The organism is Pradoshia sp. Z6_59 (assembly GCF_058267515.1).
In genome coordinates, this window is sequence record NZ_JBZCPP010000002.1 from 38,871 (window position 1) to 65,734 (window position 26,864).

General features: G+C 36.8%; 27 protein-coding genes and 1 other annotated feature. Of the genes, 8 read left to right on the forward strand and 19 right to left on the reverse strand.

What is annotated here, in order from left to right:
* The first annotated feature begins 4 nt into the window (after positions 1-4).
* From AC4D4B_RS02245 to AC4D4B_RS02260, 4 genes are all read left to right on the forward strand, one after another.
* Positions 5-676 (forward strand): lytic transglycosylase domain-containing protein, encoded by a 672-nt coding sequence (locus tag AC4D4B_RS02245; protein ID WP_490995424.1) that lies wholly within the window; start codon positions 5-7, stop codon positions 674-676.
* A 219-nt stretch (positions 677-895) separates the two neighbouring features.
* Entirely contained in the window at positions 896-1,300 is a 405-nt protein-coding gene (locus AC4D4B_RS02250; RefSeq protein ID WP_490999076.1) for a globin domain-containing protein, read from the forward strand.
* Positions 1,293-2,174, forward strand: coding sequence for a ClpXP adapter SpxH family protein (locus AC4D4B_RS02255; RefSeq protein ID WP_490995426.1), 882 nt, complete (start codon positions 1,293-1,295; stop codon positions 2,172-2,174). Before AC4D4B_RS02250 ends, AC4D4B_RS02255 begins: the two co-directional genes overlap by 8 nt.
* A 305-nt stretch (positions 2,175-2,479) precedes the next feature.
* A complete protein-coding gene (locus tag AC4D4B_RS02260) occupies positions 2,480-2,653 on the forward strand; it encodes a hypothetical protein (RefSeq protein WP_490995427.1) in 174 nt (57 codons plus the stop codon).
* 290 nt (positions 2,654-2,943) lie between these two features.
* On the opposite strand, the gene AC4D4B_RS02265 is transcribed toward AC4D4B_RS02260, so the two are convergent.
* The 7 genes from AC4D4B_RS02265 to AC4D4B_RS02295 form a co-directional block, all read right to left on the reverse strand.
* Entirely contained in the window at positions 2,944-3,102 is a 159-nt protein-coding gene (locus AC4D4B_RS02265; protein WP_490999077.1) for a hypothetical protein, read from the reverse strand.
* A gap of 275 nt (positions 3,103-3,377) precedes the next feature.
* Complete coding sequence (gene pepF / locus AC4D4B_RS02270) at positions 3,378-5,189, reverse strand: oligoendopeptidase F (protein ID WP_490999078.1); 1,812 nt, start codon at positions 5,187-5,189, stop codon at positions 3,378-3,380.
* 51 nt (positions 5,190-5,240) lie between these two features.
* The gene (locus tag AC4D4B_RS02275) at positions 5,241-6,386 is read right to left on the reverse strand and encodes a competence protein CoiA (RefSeq protein ID WP_490999079.1); all 1,146 of its coding nucleotides are present in this window, start codon (positions 6,384-6,386) and stop codon (positions 5,241-5,243) included.
* 122 nt (positions 6,387-6,508) lie between these two features.
* Positions 6,509-8,023 carry a cardiolipin synthase gene (gene cls / locus AC4D4B_RS02280; RefSeq protein ID WP_490995431.1) on the reverse strand — a complete coding sequence of 505 codons (1,515 nt, stop codon included), beginning with the start codon at positions 8,021-8,023 and terminating at the stop codon, positions 6,509-6,511.
* Positions 8,024-8,216: 193 nt separating this feature from the next.
* On the reverse strand, positions 8,217-8,876 hold the full coding sequence (gene mecA, locus AC4D4B_RS02285) for an adaptor protein MecA (protein ID WP_066101444.1): 660 nt from the start codon (positions 8,874-8,876) through the stop codon (positions 8,217-8,219).
* 259 nt (positions 8,877-9,135) lie between these two features.
* Positions 9,136-9,531 carry a transcriptional regulator SpxA gene (gene spxA, locus AC4D4B_RS02290; RefSeq protein ID WP_066101447.1) on the reverse strand — a complete coding sequence of 132 codons (396 nt, stop codon included), beginning with the start codon at positions 9,529-9,531 and terminating at the stop codon, positions 9,136-9,138.
* A 355-nt stretch (positions 9,532-9,886) separates the two neighbouring features.
* The gene (locus AC4D4B_RS02295) at positions 9,887-10,468 is read right to left on the reverse strand and encodes a GNAT family N-acetyltransferase (RefSeq protein ID WP_490995432.1); all 582 of its coding nucleotides are present in this window, start codon (positions 10,466-10,468) and stop codon (positions 9,887-9,889) included.
* Positions 10,469-10,762: 294 nt separating this feature from the next.
* Between AC4D4B_RS02295 and AC4D4B_RS02300 the strand changes: the two genes are divergently transcribed.
* Positions 10,763-10,951: a hypothetical protein gene (locus AC4D4B_RS02300; protein ID WP_490995433.1), complete on the forward strand. Its 189-nt coding sequence runs from the start codon at positions 10,763-10,765 to the stop codon at positions 10,949-10,951.
* Between the two features lie 516 nt (positions 10,952-11,467).
* Here AC4D4B_RS02300 and AC4D4B_RS02305 read toward each other — a convergent pair.
* The 6 genes from AC4D4B_RS02305 to AC4D4B_RS02330 form a co-directional block, all read right to left on the reverse strand.
* Entirely contained in the window at positions 11,468-12,655 is a 1,188-nt protein-coding gene (locus AC4D4B_RS02305) for a putative glycoside hydrolase (RefSeq protein ID WP_490995680.1), read from the reverse strand.
* A gap of 191 nt (positions 12,656-12,846) precedes the next feature.
* Complete coding sequence (locus AC4D4B_RS02310) at positions 12,847-13,785, reverse strand: ABC transporter ATP-binding protein (protein ID WP_490995434.1); 939 nt, start codon at positions 13,783-13,785, stop codon at positions 12,847-12,849.
* 1 nt (position 13,786) lies between these two features.
* A complete protein-coding gene (locus AC4D4B_RS02315; RefSeq protein ID WP_490995435.1) occupies positions 13,787-14,857 on the reverse strand; it encodes an ABC transporter ATP-binding protein in 1,071 nt (356 codons plus the stop codon).
* An 18-nt stretch (positions 14,858-14,875) separates the two neighbouring features.
* Positions 14,876-15,904, reverse strand: a complete 1,029-nt coding sequence (opp3C, locus tag AC4D4B_RS02320) for an oligopeptide ABC transporter permease (RefSeq protein WP_490995436.1) — start codon at positions 15,902-15,904, stop codon at positions 14,876-14,878.
* Complete coding sequence (opp3b, locus tag AC4D4B_RS02325; protein ID WP_066101463.1) at positions 15,904-16,833, reverse strand: oligopeptide ABC transporter permease; 930 nt, start codon at positions 16,831-16,833, stop codon at positions 15,904-15,906. The genes opp3C and opp3b overlap by 1 nt, the downstream gene beginning before the upstream one ends.
* Before the next feature lie 124 nt (positions 16,834-16,957).
* Complete coding sequence (locus AC4D4B_RS02330; protein WP_490995437.1) at positions 16,958-18,619, reverse strand: peptide ABC transporter substrate-binding protein; 1,662 nt, start codon at positions 18,617-18,619, stop codon at positions 16,958-16,960.
* 359 nt (positions 18,620-18,978) lie between these two features.
* Here AC4D4B_RS02330 and AC4D4B_RS02335 point away from each other — a divergent pair, with 359 nt between their 5' ends.
* Positions 18,979-19,359, forward strand: coding sequence for a DUF3899 domain-containing protein (locus AC4D4B_RS02335; protein ID WP_490995438.1), 381 nt, complete (start codon positions 18,979-18,981; stop codon positions 19,357-19,359).
* A 47-nt stretch (positions 19,360-19,406) separates the two neighbouring features.
* Positions 19,407-19,645 (forward strand) — a binding site (T-box leader).
* 46 nt (positions 19,646-19,691) lie between these two features.
* Positions 19,692-20,681, forward strand: coding sequence for a tryptophan--tRNA ligase (trpS, locus tag AC4D4B_RS02340; RefSeq protein WP_490995439.1), 990 nt, complete (start codon positions 19,692-19,694; stop codon positions 20,679-20,681).
* 721 nt (positions 20,682-21,402) lie between these two features.
* Here trpS and AC4D4B_RS02345 read toward each other — a convergent pair.
* From AC4D4B_RS02345 to AC4D4B_RS02360, 4 genes are all read right to left on the reverse strand, one after another.
* Positions 21,403-22,164: a YjbA family protein gene (locus AC4D4B_RS02345; protein ID WP_490995440.1), complete on the reverse strand. Its 762-nt coding sequence runs from the start codon at positions 22,162-22,164 to the stop codon at positions 21,403-21,405.
* Positions 22,165-22,269: 105 nt separating this feature from the next.
* A complete protein-coding gene (locus tag AC4D4B_RS02350; protein ID WP_490999080.1) occupies positions 22,270-23,040 on the reverse strand; it encodes a DUF2268 domain-containing putative Zn-dependent protease in 771 nt (256 codons plus the stop codon).
* 121 nt (positions 23,041-23,161) lie between these two features.
* Positions 23,162-24,403, reverse strand: coding sequence for a beta-ketoacyl-ACP synthase II (gene fabF, locus AC4D4B_RS02355; RefSeq protein ID WP_490995442.1), 1,242 nt, complete (start codon positions 24,401-24,403; stop codon positions 23,162-23,164).
* A 33-nt stretch (positions 24,404-24,436) separates the two neighbouring features.
* Positions 24,437-25,372 (reverse strand): beta-ketoacyl-ACP synthase III, encoded by a 936-nt coding sequence (locus tag AC4D4B_RS02360; protein ID WP_490995443.1) that lies wholly within the window; start codon positions 25,370-25,372, stop codon positions 24,437-24,439.
* A gap of 163 nt (positions 25,373-25,535) precedes the next feature.
* Here AC4D4B_RS02360 and AC4D4B_RS02365 point away from each other — a divergent pair, with 163 nt between their 5' ends.
* Entirely contained in the window at positions 25,536-25,802 is a 267-nt protein-coding gene (locus tag AC4D4B_RS02365) for a hypothetical protein (RefSeq protein WP_490999081.1), read from the forward strand.
* A 7-nt stretch (positions 25,803-25,809) separates the two neighbouring features.
* Here AC4D4B_RS02365 and AC4D4B_RS02370 read toward each other — a convergent pair whose 3' ends face one another.
* Positions 25,810-25,998: a ComZ family protein gene (locus tag AC4D4B_RS02370; RefSeq protein WP_490995445.1), complete on the reverse strand. Its 189-nt coding sequence runs from the start codon at positions 25,996-25,998 to the stop codon at positions 25,810-25,812.
* 75 nt (positions 25,999-26,073) lie between these two features.
* Complete coding sequence (locus AC4D4B_RS02375; RefSeq protein WP_490995446.1) at positions 26,074-26,826, reverse strand: Rossmann-fold NAD(P)-binding domain-containing protein; 753 nt, start codon at positions 26,824-26,826, stop codon at positions 26,074-26,076.
* Positions 26,827-26,864 lie beyond the last annotated feature (38 nt).

Genomic DNA, 26,864 nt, shown 5'->3' on the forward strand with positions numbered 1-26,864 from the left:
CATAATGAACGTAGGAGACATAAATACGATTATTCAACTTCAAGCTCTCGGATCCCTGAGACCAACAGATACTAATACTGTAACTCAGGCACCTTCTTCTGCCAATTTATTTCAGGCTATGCTGAATGAAGTTCTTACATCCGTCAGCCATCCTACGAATAATGCACTTGCTGCCAATCCAGGATTAGGTACATTGGCAACTATAATCAACAGCAGCATTCCGTCTTCTCCGTCCATTGCGTACAATCCTGTCCCAATTACTAATCAATCAACTAATAGTAAAGTAAGTATGAATCAGAATACGGATTACGATGACATTATAAAAGAAGCTTCCACTAAATATCATGTTCCTGAAAAATTAATAAGATCCGTCATACAGCAGGAAAGCGGCTATAATTCAAATGCCATTAGCTCAGCCGGGGCATCAGGCTTGATGCAGCTAATGCCCAAAACGGCTTCATCTCTTGGTGTAAACAATATTATGGATCCCTATGATAATATTATGGGTGGAACTAAATATCTTAAATCCATGATGACTAAATATAATGGAAATATCGAATTGACCTTAGCTTCTTATAATGCAGGTCCAGGAAATGTTGATAAATATGGTGGAGTACCGCCTTTTAAAGAAACGCAGAACTATGTAAATAAAGTCATGGCTTCCTATTACGCATAAAATAATAACCAAACCTGCAAAACTGTTCATAAAATGAACAGTTTTTTATTTCCCCTTCTATAAACAATTTGAAGCTCAATCAATAACCTTCTAATAAGCTTATCTCCCAGCATCCACCTCTCAATATTTTATAAAATCAGGAAAAAAAGCAGTATATTGGATAATTCAAGTTTTGCTTGTTAAAATTATTCTTATCAACTCATGGAGGGAGAATAATGTATGGCAGAAAATCCAACTCCATATGATGCATTAGGGAAAGAGCGGTTATCTGAATTAATAGATGCATTTTATGATCATGTGGGTTCGCATCCGCTGCTAGCTCCTATTTTTCCAGATGATCTTACAGAGACAGCCCGTAAACAGAAACAGTTTCTTACTCAGTTTCTTGGCGGACCTTCTTTGTATACTGAGGAACATGGGCATCCCATGCTAAGAGCAAGACATCTTGCTTTTGAAATTACACCTATGCGTGCAAAAGCCTGGCTGAGCTGTATGGAGAAGGCTATGGAAAGTATTCAGTTAGATTCTCCTTTAAGAGAGTATCTTCTGAACAGACTTACTTTAACAGCTGAGCATATGATAAATACAAACGATATCCAGCAAAAAGGTGATAGTTATGAATAAGCATGACTCTTCAATTCCAAAATGGCAGGATTGGCTGTCTGTCCATCAATATTTTAAACCCTTGGAAAAACCATTAGAAATCTATTTATTTATAGATCCTACTTGTTCAATTTGCTTTGAGCTGGAACGAATTATAAAACGACTGAAATTAGAATATGGGCATTACTTTGCTCTAAAGTATGTGTTTAGCAAAAAAGTGGAAAGAAAGCATCCAAATGCTAAACACCCACATCCCTCATTTCTTTCTGCTGCAAACAGGTCTGGTATTTCCTGTGATGATAATATTTGGATCAGCGATCCCGAAAACTCGTTATATATCACCCCAATCGCGATTAAAGCTGCAGAAATGCAAGGAAAAAAGGCTGGATATCGTTTTTTCAAGAAAATCCAGGAGGCTTTATTTCTTGATCAAAAAAGTGTATCAAATTGGCATACATTGTTAGCCTGCGCTCATAAAGCCAAGATAGATTGTGATGAGTTTTCACGTGATATGAATTCAGAAAGTGCCATAAAAGCTTTTCAATGTGATTTAAAAATCTCTTCAGAAATGGATGTCACTGATCTGCCTAGCCTGGTCTTTTTTAATCAAAAGATGGAAGATGAAGGTATAAAGGTATCAGGAGCTTACCCTTATGAAGTTTATGTTCAAATACTTGAGGAGATGTTGGGATTTCCGCCTAAAGCACAGTTACTCCCCTCTTTAGAGGACTGTATTAAGGATTTTCAAATTATTAATACTCATGAGATTACGTTTATTTACCGAATGGATATACAGGAAGTTGAAAGGGAAATGAAAAAATTACTCTTGAAGCGCACAGTTGAGAGGATACCATCATCCAACATAACGTATTGGAGATATGCAGAAAACGATTAAAAACCGCCATTATTATTATTCTATAATATTTTTCCGTATAAATAAGAATAAGACTCTGTAATCGGACAGAGTCTTATTCTTCATACGAACAAAGGGGATGGGAGAAATTTTTCACGGTCAAACAAAGGGGTAAATGTTTGCTAGTGATCAACTTCACAATAGTAATATAACAAATTCTTAACACATATGCAAGTACTTTGTTCATTTATTCACATTTCTGTCATTTTTTCTGCATACTTGCTTATCCTCTGCCATATTCTTTAGAAATCAGTACTATTTATACTATGTATTAAAGGGTGATTTCTATGAAAAAAATTTATATTAGCAGTTTAATCTTATTAGTTTTATTTTCCATATCCCTGCAGCTGTTTGGGATTATGCGGATCATTCCTCTCTATGTATCATCACCTATTTTATTTCTCTCTTTTTTCATCTTTATGTATAGTCTCGGTTATCAAAAAAAATTCAAGGGATTCTAAAAGCCTTAAGTTGGCATAGATCTACTGGATATTGTTGAATGACGAATTAAACGTGAGAGCTCGCAGAAAATTAGCGAGTTCTCATGATTGGCTTCACTTACTTTTTAGAGTTTAAGATTCTGTAACAGTATCCAATAATTAGATTATCTTTATTATTCCAACTATGATACCTTTCTAAATGCCATTTATCTAATTGTCTTTCATATCCGTTTTTTTCAACCCAGGCGTGTAATCTTGCGTATGTATCTCTAATACTATAATTAGCCATTATGTTTACTTACAGCATATCTTTAAGGTGGAATTGTTAAGAAAACCATATTATCCGGGATATTTTCATACTCGTTAACTTGAACACAGATCCAATAACCATCTTCATCTTCTGAATAGTTATCAACTACAAATGCTCCATATTGTACAGATGAATTGGTAACCTGTTGGATTTCATCCATACGTTCATTAAGAAGTTTCGCTGCTTTTGGAATTTCATTTTAGATATTGTTCACCTTCGCACACAACTCGAAAACCTACTAATTTAATTTCACTAAGATCCTCAATTATTGGGCTTTGTAATACTTTTTCCTCCAAGGGTTATTTACCCCCTCTATTTTTTTTATTACTGGAACTTTAAGTTTAATTTCAGCATTTAATACCATCAAAAAAATAGCCCCTTAAAAGTTTGGAGTCTAACTTCTAAGGGGCATTTCAAAAAATCATCAACTTTTTCTTATTTATCTAAAAGAGCTTCCAGCTCATTCAATTTTTCCTCAAAAACTTTACAAGCTTCTTCAACCGGATTCGGCGAAGTCATGTCTACACCTGCTTTTTTAAGAACCTCAATCGGGAAATCACTTGAGCCTGCTTTTAAGAATTCAATATAGCGCGTAACAGCCGGCTGACCTTCCTCTAAGATCTGTTTACTTAACGCTGCTGCTGCACTGAATCCAGTTGCATATTGGTATACATAATAATTGTAGTAGAAATGAGGGATTCTTGACCATTCCAAACCAATCTCCTCATCAATAACAATATCATCACCAAAGTATTTTTTATTAAGCTCATAATATTTTTGTGTTAGGCTTTCTGCAGTCAGAGCTTCTCCGTCCTGTGCCATCTTATGAATAATGTGCTCATACTCCGCAAACATCGTTTGACGGAATACTGTTCCTCTAAAACCTTCAAGATAATGATTTAATAAATAAATTTTCTTGCTCTCATCATCAATTGTTTTAAGCAAATAATCATTCAGCAGGGCTTCGTTTGTGGTAGATGCTACTTCAGCTACGAAAATCGAATAATTACCATATGGATATGGCTGATTTTTACGTGTGTAATAACTGTGTACAGAATGGCCGAATTCATGAGCCAATGTGAAAAGATTATTCACATTATCCTGCCAGTTCATTAATATATATGGATTAGTTCCATATGAACCTGAGGAGTATGCGCCGCTTCGTTTACCGCGGTTTTCGTGAACATCTACCCAACGGTTTTCAAATCCTTCTTTTAATACATTGATGTATTCCTCGCCTAAAGGCTCAAGCCCTTTTAGGATAAATTCCTTAGCCTCGTCATAGGAAACATCCATCTTCACATCTTTCACTAAAGGTGTATATAAGTCATACATATGCAATTCATCCACACCTAAAAGTTTCTTACGAAGCTTCACATAACGGTGCAATAAATGCAGATTGTTGTGAATGGAATTGATTAGATTTTCGTATACTGTTTCCGGAATATTATTATTGCTTAAAGCTGCATGTCTTGCAGAATCATAATGACGTACCTTTGCATAAAAATTATCTTTCTTCACCGTGCCGGATAAAGTACTTGCGAATGTGTTTCGGTACTGTCCATATGTCTTATACATCGCTTTAAAGGCTTCTTCACGAACTCTACGGTCACTGCTCTCCAAAAACCTGCTGTACCGCCCGTGAGTTAGTTCAACCTTTTCTCCGTTTTCATCTTTAATTGTAGGAAAACGAAGATCGGCATTATTTAACATACCAAATGTATTGGATGCAGTCCCCATCACCTCTGATGCCTGAGCCAATAAAGCCTCAGCCTCTGCAGATAGAACATGAGGTCTTTGTAAATTAATCTCTTTTAAAGATTGTTCATATAAGGAAAGCTCCTTTTTTTCTTGCATGAACTGATTAATTGTTTCTTCTTTAATTGCAAGGATTTCAGGTAAAATATACGAAAAAGCACTGGCAGCCTGAGAATATAAATTCCGGGCGCGGTCGTCCATTCCCTGATAAAATGTATTACCGGTATCCTGGTCGTATCTCATGTGAGAATATGTATATAATCGTCCAAGTCTCTCAGTAATCATGTCCTGAAATTGCAAAGCCTGCCATAAGGTATCAGCACTTTCTTCCAATTTCCCTCTATATTGATCTCCTTTTGGCAATTCAGCCAAAATGTCCTTGAATTCCTTTTCCCATGCTTCATCGCTTGGGAAGATATCCTCCAGTCTCCAAGTATCTTCTACAGGTATATCTTTTCTTTCAGGTAATTGTTTAATATCTGCAGCCATGCAGTTCCCTCCAATCATTTACTTCTTTCATAAAAGTTCTTCATAATACCTTTAATTCCCTTCAAAAAAATCGAATAACCTCAATTTGATTTTCTCTTCAAAATGATCGTCTAAAATGAAGTCCTCTCTTATTATATAATGATTTACATCTATTTTTTCCAAATAATCAATTTTTTCAAGGAATCTCAGATATTCTTTCAATGCGCTAAAAATATCCTGGCTCATTAAAGGGCATTGATTTAAAATTATATCCTTCTTCTTTATTCTTTCCAAAAAACTTGACCGAATCCATGTTTCACTGATTCTTCCATGCATCTTAAAGCACTTCATTAAATTGATATAGATTAATCCTTGCCAGACAGTAGCCGGCATTCCATACATACAGCCACTCAACAATGGAACTCCTACAAATTCAGGTACTTTATATGGAGATATCCCAGCCTGATATAATTCTTTAATCAACTTACTTTGTAAGCCCTTAAATCGGATTTCATTCATAAGTTGCAGAGTACGTTTTTTAAACCAATCGTTTAAATAAGCGATTTCTTGTCTGGGTGGAGATAAGATACTTTTCAGGTCCATCCCATTGGATAACACTACCATCTGACCAAAACATTGTTCTATTGAGACTGGTATGATATTCACAAGTGCCAGTATGGAATTTGCTTGCTTGGGGTTATGAAAGAGGAGAAAAGGTGATGAAGATTTTCTAAGAGCAGATTTAAGGAGTGAATTTAGCCTCCACAGATAAACTCCGTTTCTTTTAATGAAATGGCTGTGAAAAATCCAGATAGGAACAATATCGGCATCCAAGTACCCTTTTGTTCTTTTCAAAAATAACTCTTCATGAATAAGTGAACACTGATATTCTATTGCATAATATTGATTTTGCTTCCTTACATAAATGTCTGGCCTTTGCTTTATGATAGCTAAATATTTCTCCAGTTCAACATCCAGTTGACACCTTCTTAACCAATGGTATAAATTATTTTTCCCTGATAGATGATCTGCTGTTTCAGATTCAGTTGCTGCCTGGCAGTTCCCCTTTGTTTGATGGGCAAAATGTGGAATCGTCCGTGGGCCGGAACGGTATATCACACGTTTCCGGCAAGCAGGACAGCGATACTCTTCCTCGTGTCTCTTTATAATATGATTGGCATGAATTTGCTTATCTTCTTTATTAATAGCAACCAGCATGTACAGGCTCCTTTTCCTATGGTTTACCTATCAAATTCTCGTTATCTATTAATAAACCTTCATTCTAAATGAACTCTATATGTATATCTGTTGAACATTTCTACTCGATTGAGCTTTTTTCATCATAGCATCGGTGATAATAGTCTAAATAGTGATTCCAGCATTCTCATACCGAAATGTCTATCTTTAAATACCTCAACATGCAGCTCATTCGAAACTAATAAATCATGTAGATAATCATTTACTAATGTTTGTACACTTTCGGTCTTATAGAGGAACGCATTGACTTCAAAGTTCAAATGAAAGCTTCTCATATCCATATTTGATGTACCTATAGATGCAAGTTCACCATCTACAATGATGATTTTTGAATGCATGAAACCCTCACGGTATTCATAGACTTTAACTCCTGCCTCCAATAAATCAGGATAATAGGATCTCGAAGCATGGAAGACAATTCTCTTATCCGGATTACTAGGTACTAATAAACGAACATCAATGCCACTTAGAGCAGCAATTTTCAAGGCAGAAAATATATCTTCATCCGGGATAAAATAAGGAGAGGCAATCCATACCGATTTTTTTGCTGAAACAATCATAGAAAAGAATATATTTTTAATCGTACTGTATTCATTATCAGGCCCACCTGCAATTATATGTACTCCGCCATGCTTTTTTTCATGTTCTGTTGCTACAGGAGCAAGATACTCATCTGTTAAAAAACTGTGGTTGGTCATGTAATACCAATCCTGCATAAAGATTAATTGTAAACTGCGGACTCCTTCTCCATTTAATCTCAAATGGGTATCACGCCAAAATCCAAAGTTCTCATCTTTACCCAAATACTCATTACCGATATTTAAACCACCAACAAACCCAATATCTCCGTCCACTACAACAATTTTTCGATGGTTTCTAAAATTGAATTTATTATTTAAAAAGGGGAGCCTCACAGGGCCAAACGCCACTACCTCAATCCCCCATTTTCTCATTTCCTTGATATATTCCCCTGAAAGAGTCCATGAACCGACTGCATCATAAAGAAATCTTACTTTCACACCATTTTTCGCTTTATTAATAAGTATGTCTTTAATTTCATTCCCCAAGGTATCATGGCGAACAATATAATATTCCATATGTATATGATGTTTTGCTTGCAATAAAGCTTCTTTAATAGCATTAAATGTCTCTTTTCCATTTGTAAGAACTTTCGTCTCCGTGGATAAAGAGATAGGGGTGTTGGCAATCTGATCAGCTAGATTAAACAATTGGCTGTAATCATGATTCTCATCATCTAATCTTAATAATTTTTTCTCATTTTCACCTGTAATATCCATATACTTTTGCTTATCTAAAAAATATTTTTTCTTAAATATCTTTTCTTTTCTAAAATTCCTTCCAAATAACAAATAAAACAAGAATCCAACTACCGGAAAAGCACCCAAAACGATTAACCATGCTAGTGTCTGTGCAGGATGACGATTTTCCAGGAATATAATAAATCCAATAAAAACAACAGTTATTGTAAATAATATACTTCCATATTGAATATAATCCCCATCGAAATTTTTCTGATATATAAATCCCACAATCCCTAAAATTGCGATAAATAAAAGAACATTAATAAAATTCTTCATAATCCTCACCTTATCCATTTTTCATTGAAAACTTTCATTATCTATACCCCAATATGGTCTGAATGACGCAAACCCTCGATTAGTTTTTCAATCACACTTTCTAAATAGGGGGTCCTCAATGTGGTGATTCCAGACCAATTTAAGAACTAAAAAGCCGACTTCCAAGTGGAAATCAGCTTTCAATTAATGAGTATTAAGAAAAGTATTGGCTTACAGTCGAGAATACATCTTTAGGTATAATGACTTTTCCATATTCTTCAAGACGATGGATTGTAACAGGAGATTCATCAGCATATTCAAGTATAATTGATAGCTTATTATCAATCTCTTCTTCCACAAACTCTCCATCTGGAAATTCTACATACAAATAATATATATTTTCAAAGGAGTATAACTTGGTCACAACTCCTTGAATTCCGTTCGTTTTACTTAATGCAATGACATCTTCAAAGTCTTTAAATGAAAGGACAAATTCCAATGTATCATCCTCTGTTATTTGCTCATCTATTGCTTGGTTAGTTTGAAAATGCTCTTCAAGCATAGACTCTATCTTCACATCAACGGAATTGGCGGGATCATCAATTGGCAAATCGAATTTATGGCCATCCTTGGATAGATGCGCTCGAGTAACTAAAATCTCCAACCCTTTTTCAAGTGCTTGGATTTGAATCCAAAGTGGGCCTTCAACAGTAAAATCCTCTTCTTCATGCACTTCATCCATCATTTCCCAGAAAAGTTCCTCACTTCGATCACGATTATACCAGATCTCTTCTCGATCGAAGCCTCGCTTTTCAATATCCCCATATGAAATGTAGAATTTTACAGTATTCTCATTAATACGTTCGATTTCCATGATTCACTCTCTCCCTTCTGGTTTGAGGTAATTGAAGGGATATACCCCCAAACTAGGTTGTTATATCTTTTCCCTGTTTTTAAAAATGTTAATCATGGATGTTCTTTTTATAAAGCAGGTGGTAGTTATATTTTATGATAAATAGTAAATAGTGGGAAACAAAAAGCCTATATTTCATAAAATAATTATGTCTAATAATTTAAGATACACCAAAACCCCCTTCGCTGTCCAGGAAGGGGGTTTATGAACAATATAAAAATTAATTAACTAAGCGCTGTGCTTCTCGAAGTTGAAATGTTCTTACTTTACGAGGTAAAAATCGTCTGATTTCATCTTCGTTGTAACCAACTTGCAGACGTTTTTCATCAATGATAATTGGTCTTCTTAATAATCCGGGATTCTGTTGGATGATATTAAACAATTCCTGTAAAGGTAAATTATCAAGATTTACATTTAACTTTTGAAAAGTTTTCGAGCGTGTTGAAATGATTTCATCGGTACCATCTTCAGTCATACGTAAAATCTCTTTTATTTCATCAAGACTTAATGATTCAGAAAAAATATTACGTTCTTTATATGGAATATCATGTTCTTCTAACCAAGCTTTTGCTTTTCTACATGACGTACAGCTAGGTGATGTGTAAAGTGTAACCATTCCCTGTCACTCTCCCTATTCTTTAAGTTCCCTTATCCCGTTAGAGCTATATATTTAACATTTCACAATGCTTATGATACTATCTAAATTAAAATAATTATAATTAAGGAACATATAAAATTATTATACATGATTAATAATGGAATGTGTAGAGATTTTTTAGAAAATGTTTCCGGGTTTACTAAACATTAACCTTACTATCATATTATTGAAATAATTGTTATATTACTCCATTCCTTTGCCCTATTTCATTTGGCCTGTGTCTCTTTTTTTAAATAATTTCTATTATTTATATACCCTAGAGCGAAGCCGTTAAACATTTGAGGTAAAAAGAAAACAAGCTGAAGTTAAATCTTCAGCTTGTTATTTCATCTAAAATATCAGATTTATTTTCTTTTATTTTCAGTGCTTTCTCAGTTGGCCGATATTTTCCACCATATAATTCTTCATCCTTATAAGTATGCAATTCACGGTAGATTTCTTTCATTCCGTCTAATACCTCATGATCCATATGCTTATCTGGTTCAGGACTCCAATAAAGAATCTCCAATTCTACATCTTTATTTGTAGCGAGTGAATTTTTAACATAGGAGACGGTATTCGCATGCTTAAATCCTTCTCGTTTATAAAATCGTAATCTTTTCTCCGAATCCTCTTCCGTCTCGTTTATCGGTTCTACTTCTAAAAAGATTGGTTTTCCCTTTAATTTCAACTTGTCCAAAACCTTTTTTCCTGTACCATTTCCTCTTGCACTACCCATCACATATAAGTAATCAACAAAAATAAAGTTCTCTTTCTCTGCATATAATAAAATATGATTTTTCCCATTATCAAGGAAGTAATCTTTCTGACCGTGATTTAACAGCATGTTTATATGTTCTTCTGATTTCATTTCTTCTTCCGGAAAATATTCACGCAATCTTTTATACCAACTCATCTGATGCACCTGCTCCTTTGTTTATCTAGTTCGTATCCTAATAATTTTGATTTTAAATACATACAATTCTTATAGGTTGTTAAATGATAGGTGCTACCTATCCCATGGCTTAATAGTTTAGAATAAGCATCCTGCCTATTCGCATGATTTTTTTCTATCTTCTAAGGTGATATATTTTATTAAATGTATAAAATTTAGCAACCAAGTTACCTTTTCCCTTTTCTCCCACTTCTTAATCTATTACAATGTAAATGTAAAGAAATTTACACAGTCGAAATATAAAAGGAGGAACGAATGAGCGAATATATCCTTGATTTTATATTGGTATCTTGTTTAATCATCGGTCTAACTGCTTTTATGGGTCCTTTAACAAATGGTATTGGAAATCTTATCTTCGGCAGGCGTAAGCGTTCTGAGTTTGTGATACAAACGAACAGATCAACAAGCGGATTTAATAAGGTTGGCGGCAAGAAAAACAAATAACCATTTCGATTTTCTATATCTTCCTAATGCAATTGTATACGAGTAGCGAAATAATCTTCATAATCACCAATGGCTTTAAAAATTCTTACAAATAGCGGCCTCATCCAGTATTCTACTTCTTAAGAACCTATTGAAAGAATATCCCCTTTTGATACATTACAAATTAAATTCTTATAAAAATAATGTAATCTTCCTTTTTCACTTATTAAAGAGTTAAGTTGGAAGAAAAGTTCGTTCCATTACGCTGCAGCCACTCGCTTTCCGCGGGGAGGAAGCTGAGCCTCCTCGGCTGCGCCTGCGGGGTCTCAGCCTTTCCTCTACTTCCCGCAGGAGTCGGTGGCTTCCGCTCCATTCCACTAAGTTTAATAATTGTATAAATAAGTAACCAATCTACTAAAACAAATAAAAATCGGAACTATTGGCGCAGTATTTATAAAATATCACCTAATAGTTCCGATTTATCATTGACTGAAATACTTATGTCCCAGCCTCTTTGTTTCATCTAATATGATTTTATTATTGTTTATAGTCAACTCCGGAGGTATAACGGTTTCCTGAGTTCCATAACAAATATTCATTGATTCCTTCTTCTTTTAACGCTCTAATTTGATCTTCTACTTCTTTTTTTCCATATTGCTTATAATTCCCTTTACCTAGCCATGGTGCCGTAAAATCCTGAATCCAAGGTCTGGAGATTGGCGGACTCTCTAAACTGCTCAATTTTTTATTCTCTAGTTTTGCATATTCTTTTACAAGTTTATATGGTTCTAAATCAGGCTTGGCAATTCCAAAATACGATGTCCAATGGCTCGGATAGATCATAGAAGAAATGACATCAACATGCTCAGATATCTTAGAGAAGTTTTGTCCTATTCCAGGCGCTTCTGGAAGAGTTGCAGAGTAGCCGAAAATATCAACTGATACCTTTACCCCATATGGCTCCAATTCACTCTTAGCATACTCTACAAAGTCCGTAACAGCATTTACTCGATGCTGAACATTATCAACAGCCTTATCCCCGTAATTACCCACTGAGTATTTCAGTTCTTTATCGCGATTCTCAAATCCTTCGGGAAAGCGAACATAATCAAATTGAATTTCCTGAAAACCCATTTCAGCTGCTTCTTTTGCAATCTCTACATTATACTCCCACACATCTTTTACAAATGGGTTAACAAATGATTCTCCTCTGCCATTTTTCCATACTTCTTTTCCATCTAAAAATGACCATTCAGGTTTTTTATTTGCCAAATAACTATCCTTAAAAACCGTTACTCTGGCAATCGGATAGATTTCCCTTTTTTCCATATCCTTTAATAATTTATCTGGATCTTTAATTAGATTTGTTCCAGCTTTAGCATATGACTTAGATGGATCTGGTTTATAGGTTAATTTACCGAAGTCATCTTTTATATCAATAACCATCGCATTCAAATCTGTTGTATCTACTAATTTTGCCAGTTCGTTATATTTACTGCCCCCTGCAGAATTTCCTGTCACATAGATGCCTCTTACTGCATCAGGATATGTAAATGAATATTTCGATTCTTTTATAAATCGTTGCATCCCGTCAGGAAGTTCCTTGTTTTTTAGAAGAATACTCTGTCCACTATGTAATAAAAACTCTTTTTCAGCCTCTGTAGCAGCATAAGCTACTTCTGTAAACAGTGTCCCTATAATTAGGATTGATAATACCACTGCCATTTTTTTAACCGATTTCATCCCCCACATCACTCCTTCATGTCACTATTATTATACCTCCTATATATATGAAAAAACCTCTCACTTCCCTCTTTTTCCAAAAATACATCAAAAAGGCTATCCACAGAAGGATAACCTTTTTGATACATATTCCAATATGACATTTGAACCACATCCGGTTCATGCTAATCTTTTTAGATATATGCTTTTTTATATTGCTCAAATTCCTTTAATGAACACAATACATGATGTCCTGGTGCAATCTCACGCATCTCTAATTGTTCATTTTCTTCATAATTATGAACTTCCGGATTATACGGTTTTCTTCTGCGCGTACGTTCACTTTCCGGATCCGGCAGTGGAATCGCAGAAAGAAGAGATTGAGTATATGGATGCATTGGGTTTTTATATAAATCTTCACTGTCTGCAACTTCAACCAATTTACCATAATACATAACACCTATACGGTCACTGATGTATTTGACCATTGACAAGTCATGCGCGATGAACAGATATGTTAACCCTTTTTCTTTTTGAAGCTTTTTCAGAAGGTTAACAACCTGTGCCTGAATCGAAACATCAAGCGCTGAGATTGGCTCATCGGCAATAATAAATTCAGGATCCACTGCGAGTGCACGAGCAATCCCAATCCTTTGACGCTGACCACCAGAGAATTCATGCGGATAACGACTCGCATGCTCACGATTAAGTCCAACTGTTTCAAGAAGATCATATACACGTTTCATACGCTCTTCCTTACTTTTTGCTAATCCGTGTATATCAATTCCTTCTGCAATAATATCAGCTACAGTCATACGAGGATTTAATGAAGCATAAGGATCTTGAAAGATCATTTGCATGCCTCGGTTAAATTGCTTTAGATCCTTACCTGATTTTCTGCCATGGACTTCTTTCCCTTTAAAAATGACTTCTCCGCCACTCAAATCATATAAACGGATAATGGATCGCCCTGTTGTAGATTTACCACATCCAGATTCCCCCACCAGACCAAATGTTTCACCTTTATAGATTTCAAAAGATATATCGTCCACCGCTTTAACCATATTCGGTTTACCAACATTAAAATATTGTTTAAGTCCTTTGACTTCGATAATTTTTTCTTTTGTAGCCATATTAGTTAACCCCTCCTACTTGTACAGGTTTTTCAAAATTGGAGGCCATATGGCGAATACGCTGTTGGACTAGCTCCGGTGGATTTACTTTTGGTGCATCCGGATGTAGGAGCCAAGTTTTTGCAAAATGAGTATCTGAAATCTGGAACATAGGTGGTTCCTTTTCATAATCAATTGCTAAAGCATATGGATTCCTTGGTGCAAATGCACACCCCTTCGGTGGATGAATCAAATCCGGAGGAGTACCAGGAATCGCTGTAAGCTCAACATCCCCACTATTATCTAGGCTAGGCATTGAGGATAACAGCCCCCATGTATATGGATGGCGCGGATCATAGAAAATTTCATCTACCGTTCCAGTCTCAACAATTTGTCCTCCGTACATAACCGCTACACGATCAGCTACGTTCGCAACGACTCCTAAATCATGTGTAATAAAGATAATGGATGTATCAATCTTATTTTGTAAATCCTTCATTAATTCAAGTATTTGCGCCTGAATGGTAACATCCAAGGCTGTTGTAGGTTCGTCTGCAATCAGCACCTTTGGATTGCACGAAAGAGCAATCGCTACAACTACACGTTGTCTCATTCCGCCTGAGAATTGGTGAGGATATTGATTCATTCGAATTTCAGGCTGGGCAATCCCTACTAATCTTAAAAGCTCAATTGCTCGCTCACGGGCAGCTGCTGTGCTTAAATTTTGATGCTTGATTAACCCTTCCATAATTTGCTTACCGACTTTCATGGTTGGGTTTAAAGAAGTCATCGGATCCTGGAATATCATTGACATTTCTTTCCCACGAATTCGTTGCATTTCTCTTTCAGTCATTTTAACAAGGTCACGATTTTCCCCAAAAAGTATTTGCCCCTCTTTTATACGTCCTGGAGGATTCGGAATTAATCTCATTAATGCCTTTGTTGTTACGGATTTTCCGGAACCGGATTCTCCAACAATTGCTAATGTTTCTCCTTTGAACAAGTCAAAACTAACTCCACGTACAGCTTTAACCTCACCACCATAGGTATCGAAGGAGACATGCAAATTTTTTACTTCAAGTAATTTCTCCATTATAATTCTCCTTCCCTATTATTTTCGCATTTTTGGATCAAGCGCATCACGAAGACCATCAGCCAATAAGTTAAAGCTTAAGATTAGTATACTGATAGCTAAGGATGGAATGATCAATAAATACGGATATGATTTTATATATCTAAAACCGTCATTTACTAAAGAACCTAAAGAAGCTTCAGGTGCAGCAATTCCCAGACCAATAAAGCTTAGGAATGCCTCGGTGAATATGGCTCCCGGAATTGTAAACATCGATGTAACAATAATGGGTCCTAATACATTTGGTAGTAGATGCTTGAATATTAAGCTTCTATTTGAAGCACCTAGCGTTTTCGAAGCCAAAACATACTCCTGATCTCTTAATTTCAGGAATTGCCCCCTAACCATCCGAGCCATTCCTATCCAACCGGTTATAACCATGGCGAGTGTAATCGAAATTACCCCAGGCTTTTCGAAAATTAGGATCATTAAAATAACAACAATTAGATATGGAATACCGACGAGCACTTCAATAATACGCTGCATGACAGCGTCAATTCTGCCTCCAAAGAAACCAGATATCCCTCCATAGGTTACACCAATGAAAAACTCAATTACGGCTGCCAATACAGCGATGTACAAGGAAATCCTTGCGCCGTACCAAACCCTTGTCCATTGGTCACGCCCTAAATCATCTGTACCAAACCAGTGATATCTGTCTTCAATTCCATTTTTTTCATAGACATTCACACCATTTTTATCTGTACCATCAAATGGAAGCCAGCTGATATTTTCCAACCCCTGAACACGAGGCGGCAATTTAGAATTCGCTATGTCCTGTTGCTTATATGTGTAACCAGACGTCATTGGTGCAAAGATCGCTAAAAGAACAAAGATCACAACCATGACAAGTCCAAAAATTGCACCTTTATTTTTAAGCAAATGTCTCCATGCATCCTGCCAAAATGTTAGGCTGGGGCGAACGATTTTCTCTGCTTCATGAGATTCTTGCCCTACAACCTTAAATAATTCTGGAGAAAGGTTTTCTGTCTTTAGATTATTTTCCATCATTTTTTCCCCCCAGCAAGGCGGATACGAGGATCAACAATTCCATACATGATGTCCACCAAGAAGATTACAAGAATAAATAGTGCACTATAAAAGATCGTAGTACCCATAATGGTTGGATAATCATTCATATTAATAGAGTTAACAAATTGTTCCCCTAATCCAGGAATAGCAAAGATTCGTTCAATTATTAGTGTTCCAGTCATAATATTGACGGCCATTGGTCCAAGAATCGTAATAATTGGAATCAATGCATTTCTTATACCATGTTTAAATACTACAGCTACACCGGATAAACCTTTTGCTTTTGCAAGAGTAATATAATCCGATCCCATAACTTCTAGCATTTCAGACCTCATAAAACGAGCGATGCTTGCTATAACCCCAGCGGAAAGCGCTAGTGTTGGCAAGATCGTATATTCGAATCCATCCCAGAAAGCAACCGGGAAGATTTGATTTTCAACGGCTAAGAAATACTGTAAAAATCCTGCAAAAACGAAGGATGGGATCGAAACACCCAGGACAGCAATAACAGTGGCACCATAATCTATCCATGTATTATGACGCAGTGCAGCAGCTATTCCTAACATTAGGCCAACAATCGTTCCAAACAGCAAAGCTTGAAAACCCAAATGGGCTGAATTTGGAATACGTGTAGCAATTAATTCTGTAACCGGTCTGTTGTCATATTGGAAAGAAGTACCTAAGTCCCCTTTAACTAAGTTTGTCATATAAGTGACATACTGCTTCGGCACTGGGTCATTCAGTCCATATTTTTCATAAATAATCTCTTTTTGTTCAGCAGTAAGCTTTTCCTGATTTTTCAGCGGAGATCCCGGCAGCATTTTCATCAAGAAAAAGGTAGCAGTTGTAATAACAAATAAAGTAATAATCATATAGAATATCCGTTGTAATGTATATCGCAGCATTATTAGCCCCCCTTTTTCAGTTTATCGCAATTATTTTTCTATTCTGAATTTTCTCCCATAACTAGGGAAAAGGAGAGCACATGCCATTTCAGGCATGCACTCTCCCATTCAGGCACACGAGCTATTATTCCTCGATTGATACCCACTTGTAGCTGTAATCTCCACCAAAGGCGTGATTGTATAGATTTTTAACTTTATCCTTCGTTAGGAATGAAAGTCCGCGTTGATAAAGTGGGCTGATGGCCGCATCTTCTTCAATTAGGATTTTTTCTGCTTTTTGAAGAGCTTCCCAACGTGCTGGCAGATCACTTAATAATGTAGATCCAGCTTCTTTAACCAATTTGTCATACTCAGGATTTGAGTATCCCATTTGGTTATGAGCTCCATCAGTTACGAACATATCGATGAAAGTCATAGGATCTTGGTAATCTGGACCCCAACCAGCATAAGAGAAGTCATAATCACCTTTAGATTCTAATTCAAGTTTTTGCTTGAATGGTTGTTGCTTAAGGCTAACTGTAAGTCCTGGAAGAGTAGTTTCAAGCTGTTCTTTGATATACTCACCAGTTTTCTTAGCAGAGTCACCATCATAATTTAGCAATTCAAGTTCAACTTTGGATTCGCCGATTTCTTTCAAACCTTGTTCCCAAAGCTTTGAAGCTTCATCTTTATTTGTAACGTTCATATCTCCGTTAGTGTCACGGAAATCTTTTCCGTCCGGACCTTTAACAAAATCACTTGGTACCAAGTAGTATGCAGGTACAGATCCATTATTTAAGATTGTTTTTACAAAAGCATCTTTGTCATAAGCCATATCAATTGCTTTACGGATATTAACATTTGCTAATGCTTTGTTCTTTTGGTTATAACGAAGGAAGTATACAGCAGTATCTTTTTCCGTACCGAATTCTTCGCTATCTTTGTAGTTATCAACGTTTTCAGCAGTCAATCCTACACGATCAATTTTACCTGTTTCATATAAGTTTACTGCCGTATTAGTATCTTTTACGATTTTAAAATTGATTGTTTCAAGCTTTACAGTATCTTTATCCCAGTATTGATCATTTTTAGTAAGTGTGAAGCTTTCTTCATGTTTCCACTCAGACATCGTGAATGGTCCATTATAAAGTGTTGTATCTGCTTCAAGACCAAATTTTTCACCTTGTGCTTCAACAAACTTTTGATTTTGTGGCATGAATGTTCCGAAAGAAAGTAGAGATTGGAAATAAGGGATAGCATTTGTTAGTTTAATTTCAAGAGTGTAATCATCAAGCGCTTTAGCACCTAACTCTTCCACTTTCTTTTTACCAGTGTTGATTTCTTCAGCATTTTCAATTACATACATCATGTATGCATATTCAGCAGCAGTATCAGGATTTACAGCTTTTTGCCAAGCAAAAATGAAATCGTGAGCTGTTACAGGATCACCATTTGACCATTTAGCATCTTGGCGCAGTTTGATAGTGAAAGTTTTTCCATCTTCACTTACTGTTGGATCGCCCTCAGCAACACCTGGAACAACTTTATCTCCCTCTCCTAAACGGTAAAGACCTTCCATCGTATTGTTCATAACGTTGAAAGAAACAGAATCAGTAGCCATTACAGTGTCCATAGAAGGAATTTCAGATGTTTCTACTAAGTTAAGTACTTGTTCAACGTCTTTCTTGCCTTTGCCTTCACCTTTATCATTGCCGCCTGTCTCTTCGTCTCCGCCGGAACAAGCTGCAAGGAAAGTGCTCAAAGCAAGAATCATTACAAGAAATAATGAGATTTTTTTTGCTTTCATACTAGTAAATGACCTCCCTATTTTTTACTCTTCTAATTTTCAGAAGATTTCGTAACCAATCATAAAACGTTTCAGAATTTTTTGCAATCATTTTTTTACATTTTGTTTACGAACATATGTCATTTCGAATACAAGTATTAACAACAAACCTTGATGTACCAATGCCTGGGTAAAATATCCTATAAAAATAAAAAAATTATATTTTTCAGATAATTTAAACCAGAAGAGCGTATTTAATTAAAAATGAAACGTTATGAATATAATAAAATTTTATAAATAAACTTGCAACTTTTAATTTTTAAATTATTGATATAAAATTTAAATACATTTTATAAAACAACTTATATCGGAGGAAACCAATGAAGTCTTCACAAAAAAAATTTCTTTTATTAAACGGTATCAGCCTTCTGATTTCAATTATCTATTCAATTATTATAAAAAATCACTTTCTGCTTTCATTGATTGATAGCTATTTTATGATAGGCCTCTTTTATGTTTGTGCCGGCGCTATCCTATATGTAATAGGAGGAGGTTTCTTCTCTGTCTTTTCCTATTCATTTAAAAAGTTCTGGAAAGTCAATTCTAAGAAAGAGGAATATGTATCAGAGCATGAAGAAGAATCCCTACATAAAGGCCCGAATATGGAGGTGCTTACCTTCTCCTGGACTAGTCCTTTACTTTATTCCGGTATCTTTTCATGTGTCATTACTTTTATTTGTTCAATTATTTTCTTTGGATAGTTGCATTTCTAATCAGGTTTAAGTAGAATATCATTACTTAATATTTATTATAGGCTATGACAAAGAGTAGTAAGGTAGTACAAGGTTTTCAGAGAGTTTGTGGTTGCTGCGAACAAACAGCCCGTATACCTGAATGGACTTTTAAGCCTCCTGTAGGAAAAATGACAGTATGACAGGACGTTTGCCCGCGTTACTGGGCATGAATATCTTAATGGATATTCCTGAGTGGTTTATGTATAGAACGTAAACAATTAGGGTGGTACCGCGAATCCCATTCGTCCCTTTTAATAGTGGAGACGAATGGGATTTTTTATATTGAAGGGAGAATGAAAATGAGTATTATTTTTTCTGGCATTCAGCCAACCGGTCTCGTGACCCTAGGTAATTATATTGGAGCATTAAGACAATTCGTAGAGTTGCAAAATGACTCCCATTGTTACTTTTGCATAGTTGATCACCATGCGATTACGGTTCCGCAGGATCGCCTCGAACTAAGAAAGAACATTAGAAATCTGGCAGCTCTTTATCTGGCTGTTGGGATTGATCCTGAGAAAGCGACAATTTTTATCCAATCTGAGGTTCCGGCTCATACAGAAGCCGGATGGATTATGCAATGTAATACTTCCATTGGTGAACTTGAGCGAATGACTCAATATAAAGATAAATCTAAATCACAGGTATCTGTTTCAGCCGGTCTCCTGACTTATCCTCCATTGATGGCTGCTGATATCCTTTTATATCAAACCAATATTGTTCCAGTAGGCGATGATCAAAAACAGCATGTTGAATTGACTCGTGATATTGCTGAACGCTTCAATAAAAAATATGGAGATGTCTTTACAATTCCTGATATCCAACTACCTGTTTCAGGAGCAAGAATCATGGCTTTACAGGAGCCAACAAAAAAAATGAGCAAATCCGATCCAAATAAAAAATCAACTATTTCTTTATTAGATGATCTAAAGCAGGTTGAGAAGAAAATCAAGAGTGCGGTTACGGATTCAGAAGGAATCGTGAAATTCGACAAGGAAAATAAACCAGGCATTTCAAACCTTTTATCCATACACTCTGCACTGAGCGGTGAAAGCATAGAATCCATTGAAAAACGCTTCGTGGGTAAAGGATATGGAGATTTTAAAGCAGAGGTTGCCAATGTAGTGGTTGAAACACTACGACCTATTCAGGAACGTCATCAGGAATTACTGAATTCACCTGAATTGGATGAAATCCTCGACAAAGGTGCTCTAGAAGCAAATAAAGCTGCTAATAAAACATTACGAAAAATGAAAAACGCGATTGGTTTAGGACGCAAAAGAAGATAAAGATAGTTATAAATTAAAGTGCTGAAGCTAGATTGAATTGAATCTAGCTTCAGCACTTTTTTAGGCCAACAGGATGTTGGTCACAAAGACGTTGCCACACGACGTGGCGGTTTTAGTCTTTGTTCCTTAAGTTTAGTTTCAGCTTTTATTCAATCTAGCTTCGGCTCCTAGCTCCTCGAGGTCATAAGTGTAGCCACTACGGGAGGAAAGAGTGCCTCCCTACGTGCCTCCTCTTATGCTTGTCGGAGCTGGGCAGTCGCCTCAGCTTTATACTCAATCTAGCTTCAGGGCCTAGCCGCTCGAGTCATAAGTGTAGCTGCTGCGGGAGAGAGAAAACGCTCTCCCTCCGCACCTCCTCTTATGCTTGTCGCGGGCCAACACGATGTAGGTCATGAAGACGTTGCCACACGACGTGGCGCTTTTAGTCTTCGTTCCTTAAGTTTAGTTTCAGCTTTTATTCAATCCAGCTTCGGCTCCTAGCTCCTCGAGGTCATAAGTGTAGCCACTACGGGAGGAAAGAGTGCCTCCCTAAGTGCCTCCTCTTATGCTTGTCGGAGCTGGGCAGTCGCCTCAGCTTTTTACTTAATCTAGCTTCGGCTCCTAGGAGCTTGAGTCATAAGCAAATACTCTGCGGGAGGGAAAAGCACCTCCCTCCGAGTATTCGTCTTATGCTCTTCGCTCCTGGGCAGTCCCTTCAGCTTTTTATACAAAAAACCATCCATTACAGCATGGATGGTCGATCTCCTACTTCTATTTCCCAGAGCTTTTCGAAGAATGGTTGGCCTTTTATTAAGCGTTCACATAGCATGGCGTGTTTTTCTGACCAGCCTATCTTCATTTCCGAGTAGAGCTTGTGCCAAATTTCATCAAAATCCATTTTTAAAACGGTCGAATATTGTTCGGGGGCCCATTCCGTATACCAATAACGGATTTCAGCTGTATTGCTTGAACTTTTTAATTGATCAAGCACCATGAACAATAATTGCTTTAATTGACGTTCCTTGCGTGTTAACCCAAGCATAAAATCAGGAGATGGGGAAAGGATATGATACTCTTTTTTCTTATAATCTGTAATCATTGACTGATAGTCATACGGATGCGCATCCACATTACGTACCATGTCATAGGCCAATTGCTCCTGCCTTGGAATTAATCTACTTTTTCGGATAGGTATGGTGTATCCTATCGTATCAATAGCAATGATGCCTGTCCCATCTGTAGCAACAAAACAATAATCCATCGGAAGTCTTTCATGATTCTTCCGAATATACGCCTTCTTATAAACATCCTGTAGAAGACTTGAAGGCAATTCCAATAAATCATTTTCAATGTAATGAAAAAGAACCGGCTCCAACTTCAAAAGCGGAACCTGGTCAAGTAACTCAACCGTATCCTCTTTCCTCCACTCGTGAAAGCTGCAAATGTTATAACTGTTTTCTTCACCTTCAAACCAATTTACCCAAACATCATGGAGATACAACATTCCCGAATATCCCTCACTTCTATCCTATTTGTCAATCATTATAGGCAAGTTTCCTGTAAAATATTCCTTGTATGAGTGGCAAATTGATTTTCTTTGCATAGGGCATTATCCATTAATCATTTTATCAGTAGAAAGACCAATCAGATCCCTTGTCTTCATGGAATGAAGATCTGCATAATCCTTTACAAGCTTGTAACCTGCTGCATATCCGGCCATTTTAGGCATTGTACTATGACCAAATAACAACTTATCATGAAGGGGATCAGACCGCTTCAAATCAAAGTTCGGTTTGAATTTTTCTGTAATCAATTCTTCGATTTCCTTCGTTTGATAATTGGTTATCCAAGGCGCCAAATACGCTCCACCGCAATATTCTGATACCGCGAATTCTGCAAGACCTTCCATAATAATAGAGTCTGCCAATCTATATTTAACCTCACCCCCTAAGGATTCCAATCTCGTTGTATGATGATATTCATGGACAAATAGAGCTTCCAGCTCTTTATCCTTCACCTTCTCCGTTATAAATAAAAACAATTTATCAATGAAAGCAATCCCTGATTTATGTTTATTGGGAGAGCGAAATAAGCTGAACACTTCACTTGCCATTGGAAATAGAAAAATAGGAATATCCGGCCCATCCCATGCTTTCTTATATTTTTTATAATAATGTGCGATTCTATGCCATGCCTTACGTTCCTGCATATTCTGAAAAGTCTTCTTTGTTTTTAGGTTGGGCTGGTATAGGCCAATTCTATTTAAAACTTCAATTAGAACGTGTTCTCGCATATTCACTGTGTCTAAAATATTCTCTTCTATTTTTAACCGATCACCAAAGGACTCCTCCAACCATTTATCCGTTCTGATAACTCCCATCCCATTCACCTATCCTGTTTATATTTGAATAGAGCATTATATGAAAGGAAATATTTTATGGGAATCAAAATAGCCTCTCTTTTTGGTAGATGAACCAAAAAGAGAGGCCGTTTGAAGTTTCCTATCCGTTATATTTTTTAAAAACGATTGTGGCATTGTGGCCGCCAAATCCAAGTGAATTACTCATCGCACAGTCAACCTGCCGTTTTCTTGCTTCACCCGGGACATAATCAAGATCACATACTGGATCTGGTGTTTCAAGATTAATAGTCGGTGGAATGATACCATTCTTGATTGCCAAAACCGTATAGACTGCCTCAACTCCACCTGCTGCTCCCAATAAATGACCAGTCATCGATTTTGTTGAACTTACTGCCAATTTATAAGCGTGATCACCAAAAACTGTTTTAATGGCCATCGTTTCATAGGCATCATTGTATTCTGTGCTCGTTCCATGAGCATTTATATAATCAATCTGTTCCGGATCAAGACCTGCATCATCAATAGCCATTTTCATTGCTCTTGCGCCACCCTCTCCTTCAGGGGCTGGAGCGGTTATATGATGGGCATCTCCTGTTGATCCATATCCGACAATTTCAGCATATATCGGCGCATTCCTCGCAAGTGCATGTGATAATTCCTCTAGTACAAGAATGCCTGAACCTTCTCCAATAACAAATCCATCTCGATTTTTATCAAATGGACGGCTTGACGTTTTAGGATCTGGATTAGATGATAATGCAGTATTTGCACAGAAACCGGCTACAGACATTTTCGTGATAGGGGCTTCCGCACCACCTGTAATCATCACATCTGCATCACCGCGCTGGATAACTTTAAACGCATCACCGATTGAATTCGTCCCTGTGGCACATGCTGTCACCGTACAGGAATTTACCCCCTTTGCACCGAGAAGTATGGATACTTGCCCAGCAGCCATGTCCGGAATAAGCATCGGAACAAAAAATGGACTGACTCTACGATAGCCTCTTTTTTGAAATGTTTCATATTGCTGTTCAAATGTCTCCATGCCGCCAATTCCGGAACCAATCCATACACCAACTCGATTTGCGTTCTCTGGAGTAATCTCCAATTTTGCATCCTCAACTGCCATTTTTGAAGCTGCAATCGCATAATGAGTGAACCGGTCCATTTTTCTAGCTTCTTTCCGATCAATAATATCTGTTATCTCAAAGTTTTTGACTTCTCCCGCTGTCTTAGCAGGGTACTCATCCGCATTAACTCTGGTTAGTGGCCCGATTCCTGAAACTCCGGCCACTAAGTTTTCCCAGTTCTCCTGGATAGTATTGCCTAAAGGTGATATGGTCCCCATACCTGTCACAACTACACGTTTACTCTCCATTACAATCTCTCCTTGAGTTAATCTCGGCTTTTCTTATTTGCCCCAACGCATCGCAACTGCTCCCCATGTTAAACCGGCTCCAAAACCAACTAATACGAGCAAATCACCGTCTTTTATTTTTCCTGCTTCCACTTCTTCAGCAAGCGCAATCGGAATAGTAGATGACGATGTGTTGCCATATTTATGAATCGTTTTGGACATCTTTTCAATCGGAAGCTCCAATCTTTGTCTTGCAGCTTCCATAATTCGTATATTTGCTTGATGAGGAATTAAAAAGTCTACATCCTCTTTTGTCAATCCTGCTTTATTTAAAACATTGATGGATGATTCACCCATTTGTCTAACTGCAAACTTATACACTTCCCGGCCATTCATCGTGAGATAATCTTGCTTTTTCTCTAAATGAATGCCACCAGAACCATCCGCTCCAAGCTCGAAAGATAGAATGCCCTTTCCATCACTGACAGGACCCACAATTGCTGCTCCTGCTCCGTCTCCGAATAATACAGCAGTATTACGGTCATTCCAATCCGTAATTTTAGAAAGCTTTTCCACACCGACTACCAGGATTGTGCGATAGCTGCCTGTCTTAATAAATTGACTTGCAGTTACGATTCCATAGGTAAAACCAGCACAGGCTGCACTAATATCCATAGCTGCTGCATTCACTGCGCCCAATCTTTCTTGAATCATACAGGAAACAGTAGGAAAGGATTGGTCCGGTGTGACAGTCGCCACTAAAATTAATTCAATTTCCTCAGCAGTTACTCCAGCATTTTCAATAGCCCTGACCGCTGCCTCGTAGGCCATATGCGAAGAATCAACGTTATCATCGGCAATTCTTCTTTCTTCTATTCCAGTGCGTGTTCGGATCCATTCATCTGACGTATCAATCTTTTTTTCCAAATCAAAGTTTGTTACCACGTTTTCAGGAAGATATTTGCCAATTCCGATTATGCCAGCATTCATCCTTACACCCCTCTTGCTATATTCATCTGATTATATTATTTGATATTATGACTTGGTACTAATTCTAAAAGAAATCTATCCTTATTGCAACAAATTTTCCGAAAAAGATAATGAATGTCCATACAAGTCAGCAATAGCAACATACATTAATTAGTAAGAATATGTGAAAAACGAGGTGAATGTCTTGAACAATGAGCATAGAAACAGGTCAGACAATCAGGAGGCTTTTAATCGATTCATGTTCGGTGACCGCCATACGAAAAATCAGGCGAAAGAAGATCCTCCCCCTGAAGAACAGCAAGCGTCTAATATTGATTTCACTAAACTGATGGAACAATCTGATGTTCTAATGTCCACTATCAGCGAGTTGAGTCCTTATTTCAAAAAGATTCCATCCCTTTTAAGTAAATTTACAAATTTAATCAAATGAGGGACTGTCACTCACCTTTTTTTAAACGACCATCTTTATATCCTTTTTCATAAGCTTCATCCATAACCGTAAAAAAAATGTCCATAAACGGCTGTAATTGTTGGCGATCTATTTCTAAGCCCGCTTCACTTAATTTCTTTTTGATTTCTGAATAGTGTTTCATGCCCATTGCCATATATTCGAGCTTCCTCTTCATGTAATCACTGCCCTTCTAAATAATTGTAAAAACCCCTTAACCGTGCTAGAAAGGGGCGATTATACAAAAAGTATTCTAATAACCCATGAGTTTCCTAACCCTTATATGCTGCTTAACTAAATTGATCCCCACATGTGGGGATGTTTTTGTTACCGCTACATATTCCTTAATGTTCAGCTTTTGAAGGTCAGGATTCCGCTTTTCACCACTGTCTGCGATAATCCGATAACCAAGCTCTTTTAATAAAAGGTGCCAGTGCTCTTTTATATCTGATTGAACCTGGTAGATTCCATGCTCAAGTCTTGATAATTCTATAATAGCCGTAACTGCATCGCTTATATAGATAGCATCTCTTTTGTCTTCGAAATCATATTGCTCAAAGGGAAATTGAGACTGACTAAGACAATTGTAAAATAAGGTATTTTCCGGCTGCCAAGGGCCGTATACGGTTGGCAATATGATAGTGGTATCCACTCGATTGGGAATGTCACCTTTGACCAATCCCTCTTGATCCATAACCACATAAATAAACGTATCTTCCATTTTTTTGGGGATGTTTTCTACATATTTGAGCCATTTTTCACACTCGTTATCCATATCAGTAATATAGAAAAAATAGCCATCCTTTATTTCTTTAATAATCTGATCATATTTCTTTACTGTGAAATTTGAATTTCTGCCTAAAAATAATTCTTTTTCTTCCTTTTCCATTTGATCTGCCAAAACGGGTAAATCCACCCCAATAACTTCCATTCCATCTTCCATTAACTTATTGCATATCTCAAATCCAACAAAGGAATACGGAGACAGAACAATGTGTTCAGGCATATAAAAACCCCCTGTCGGTTTATATAAATGTATTAAAC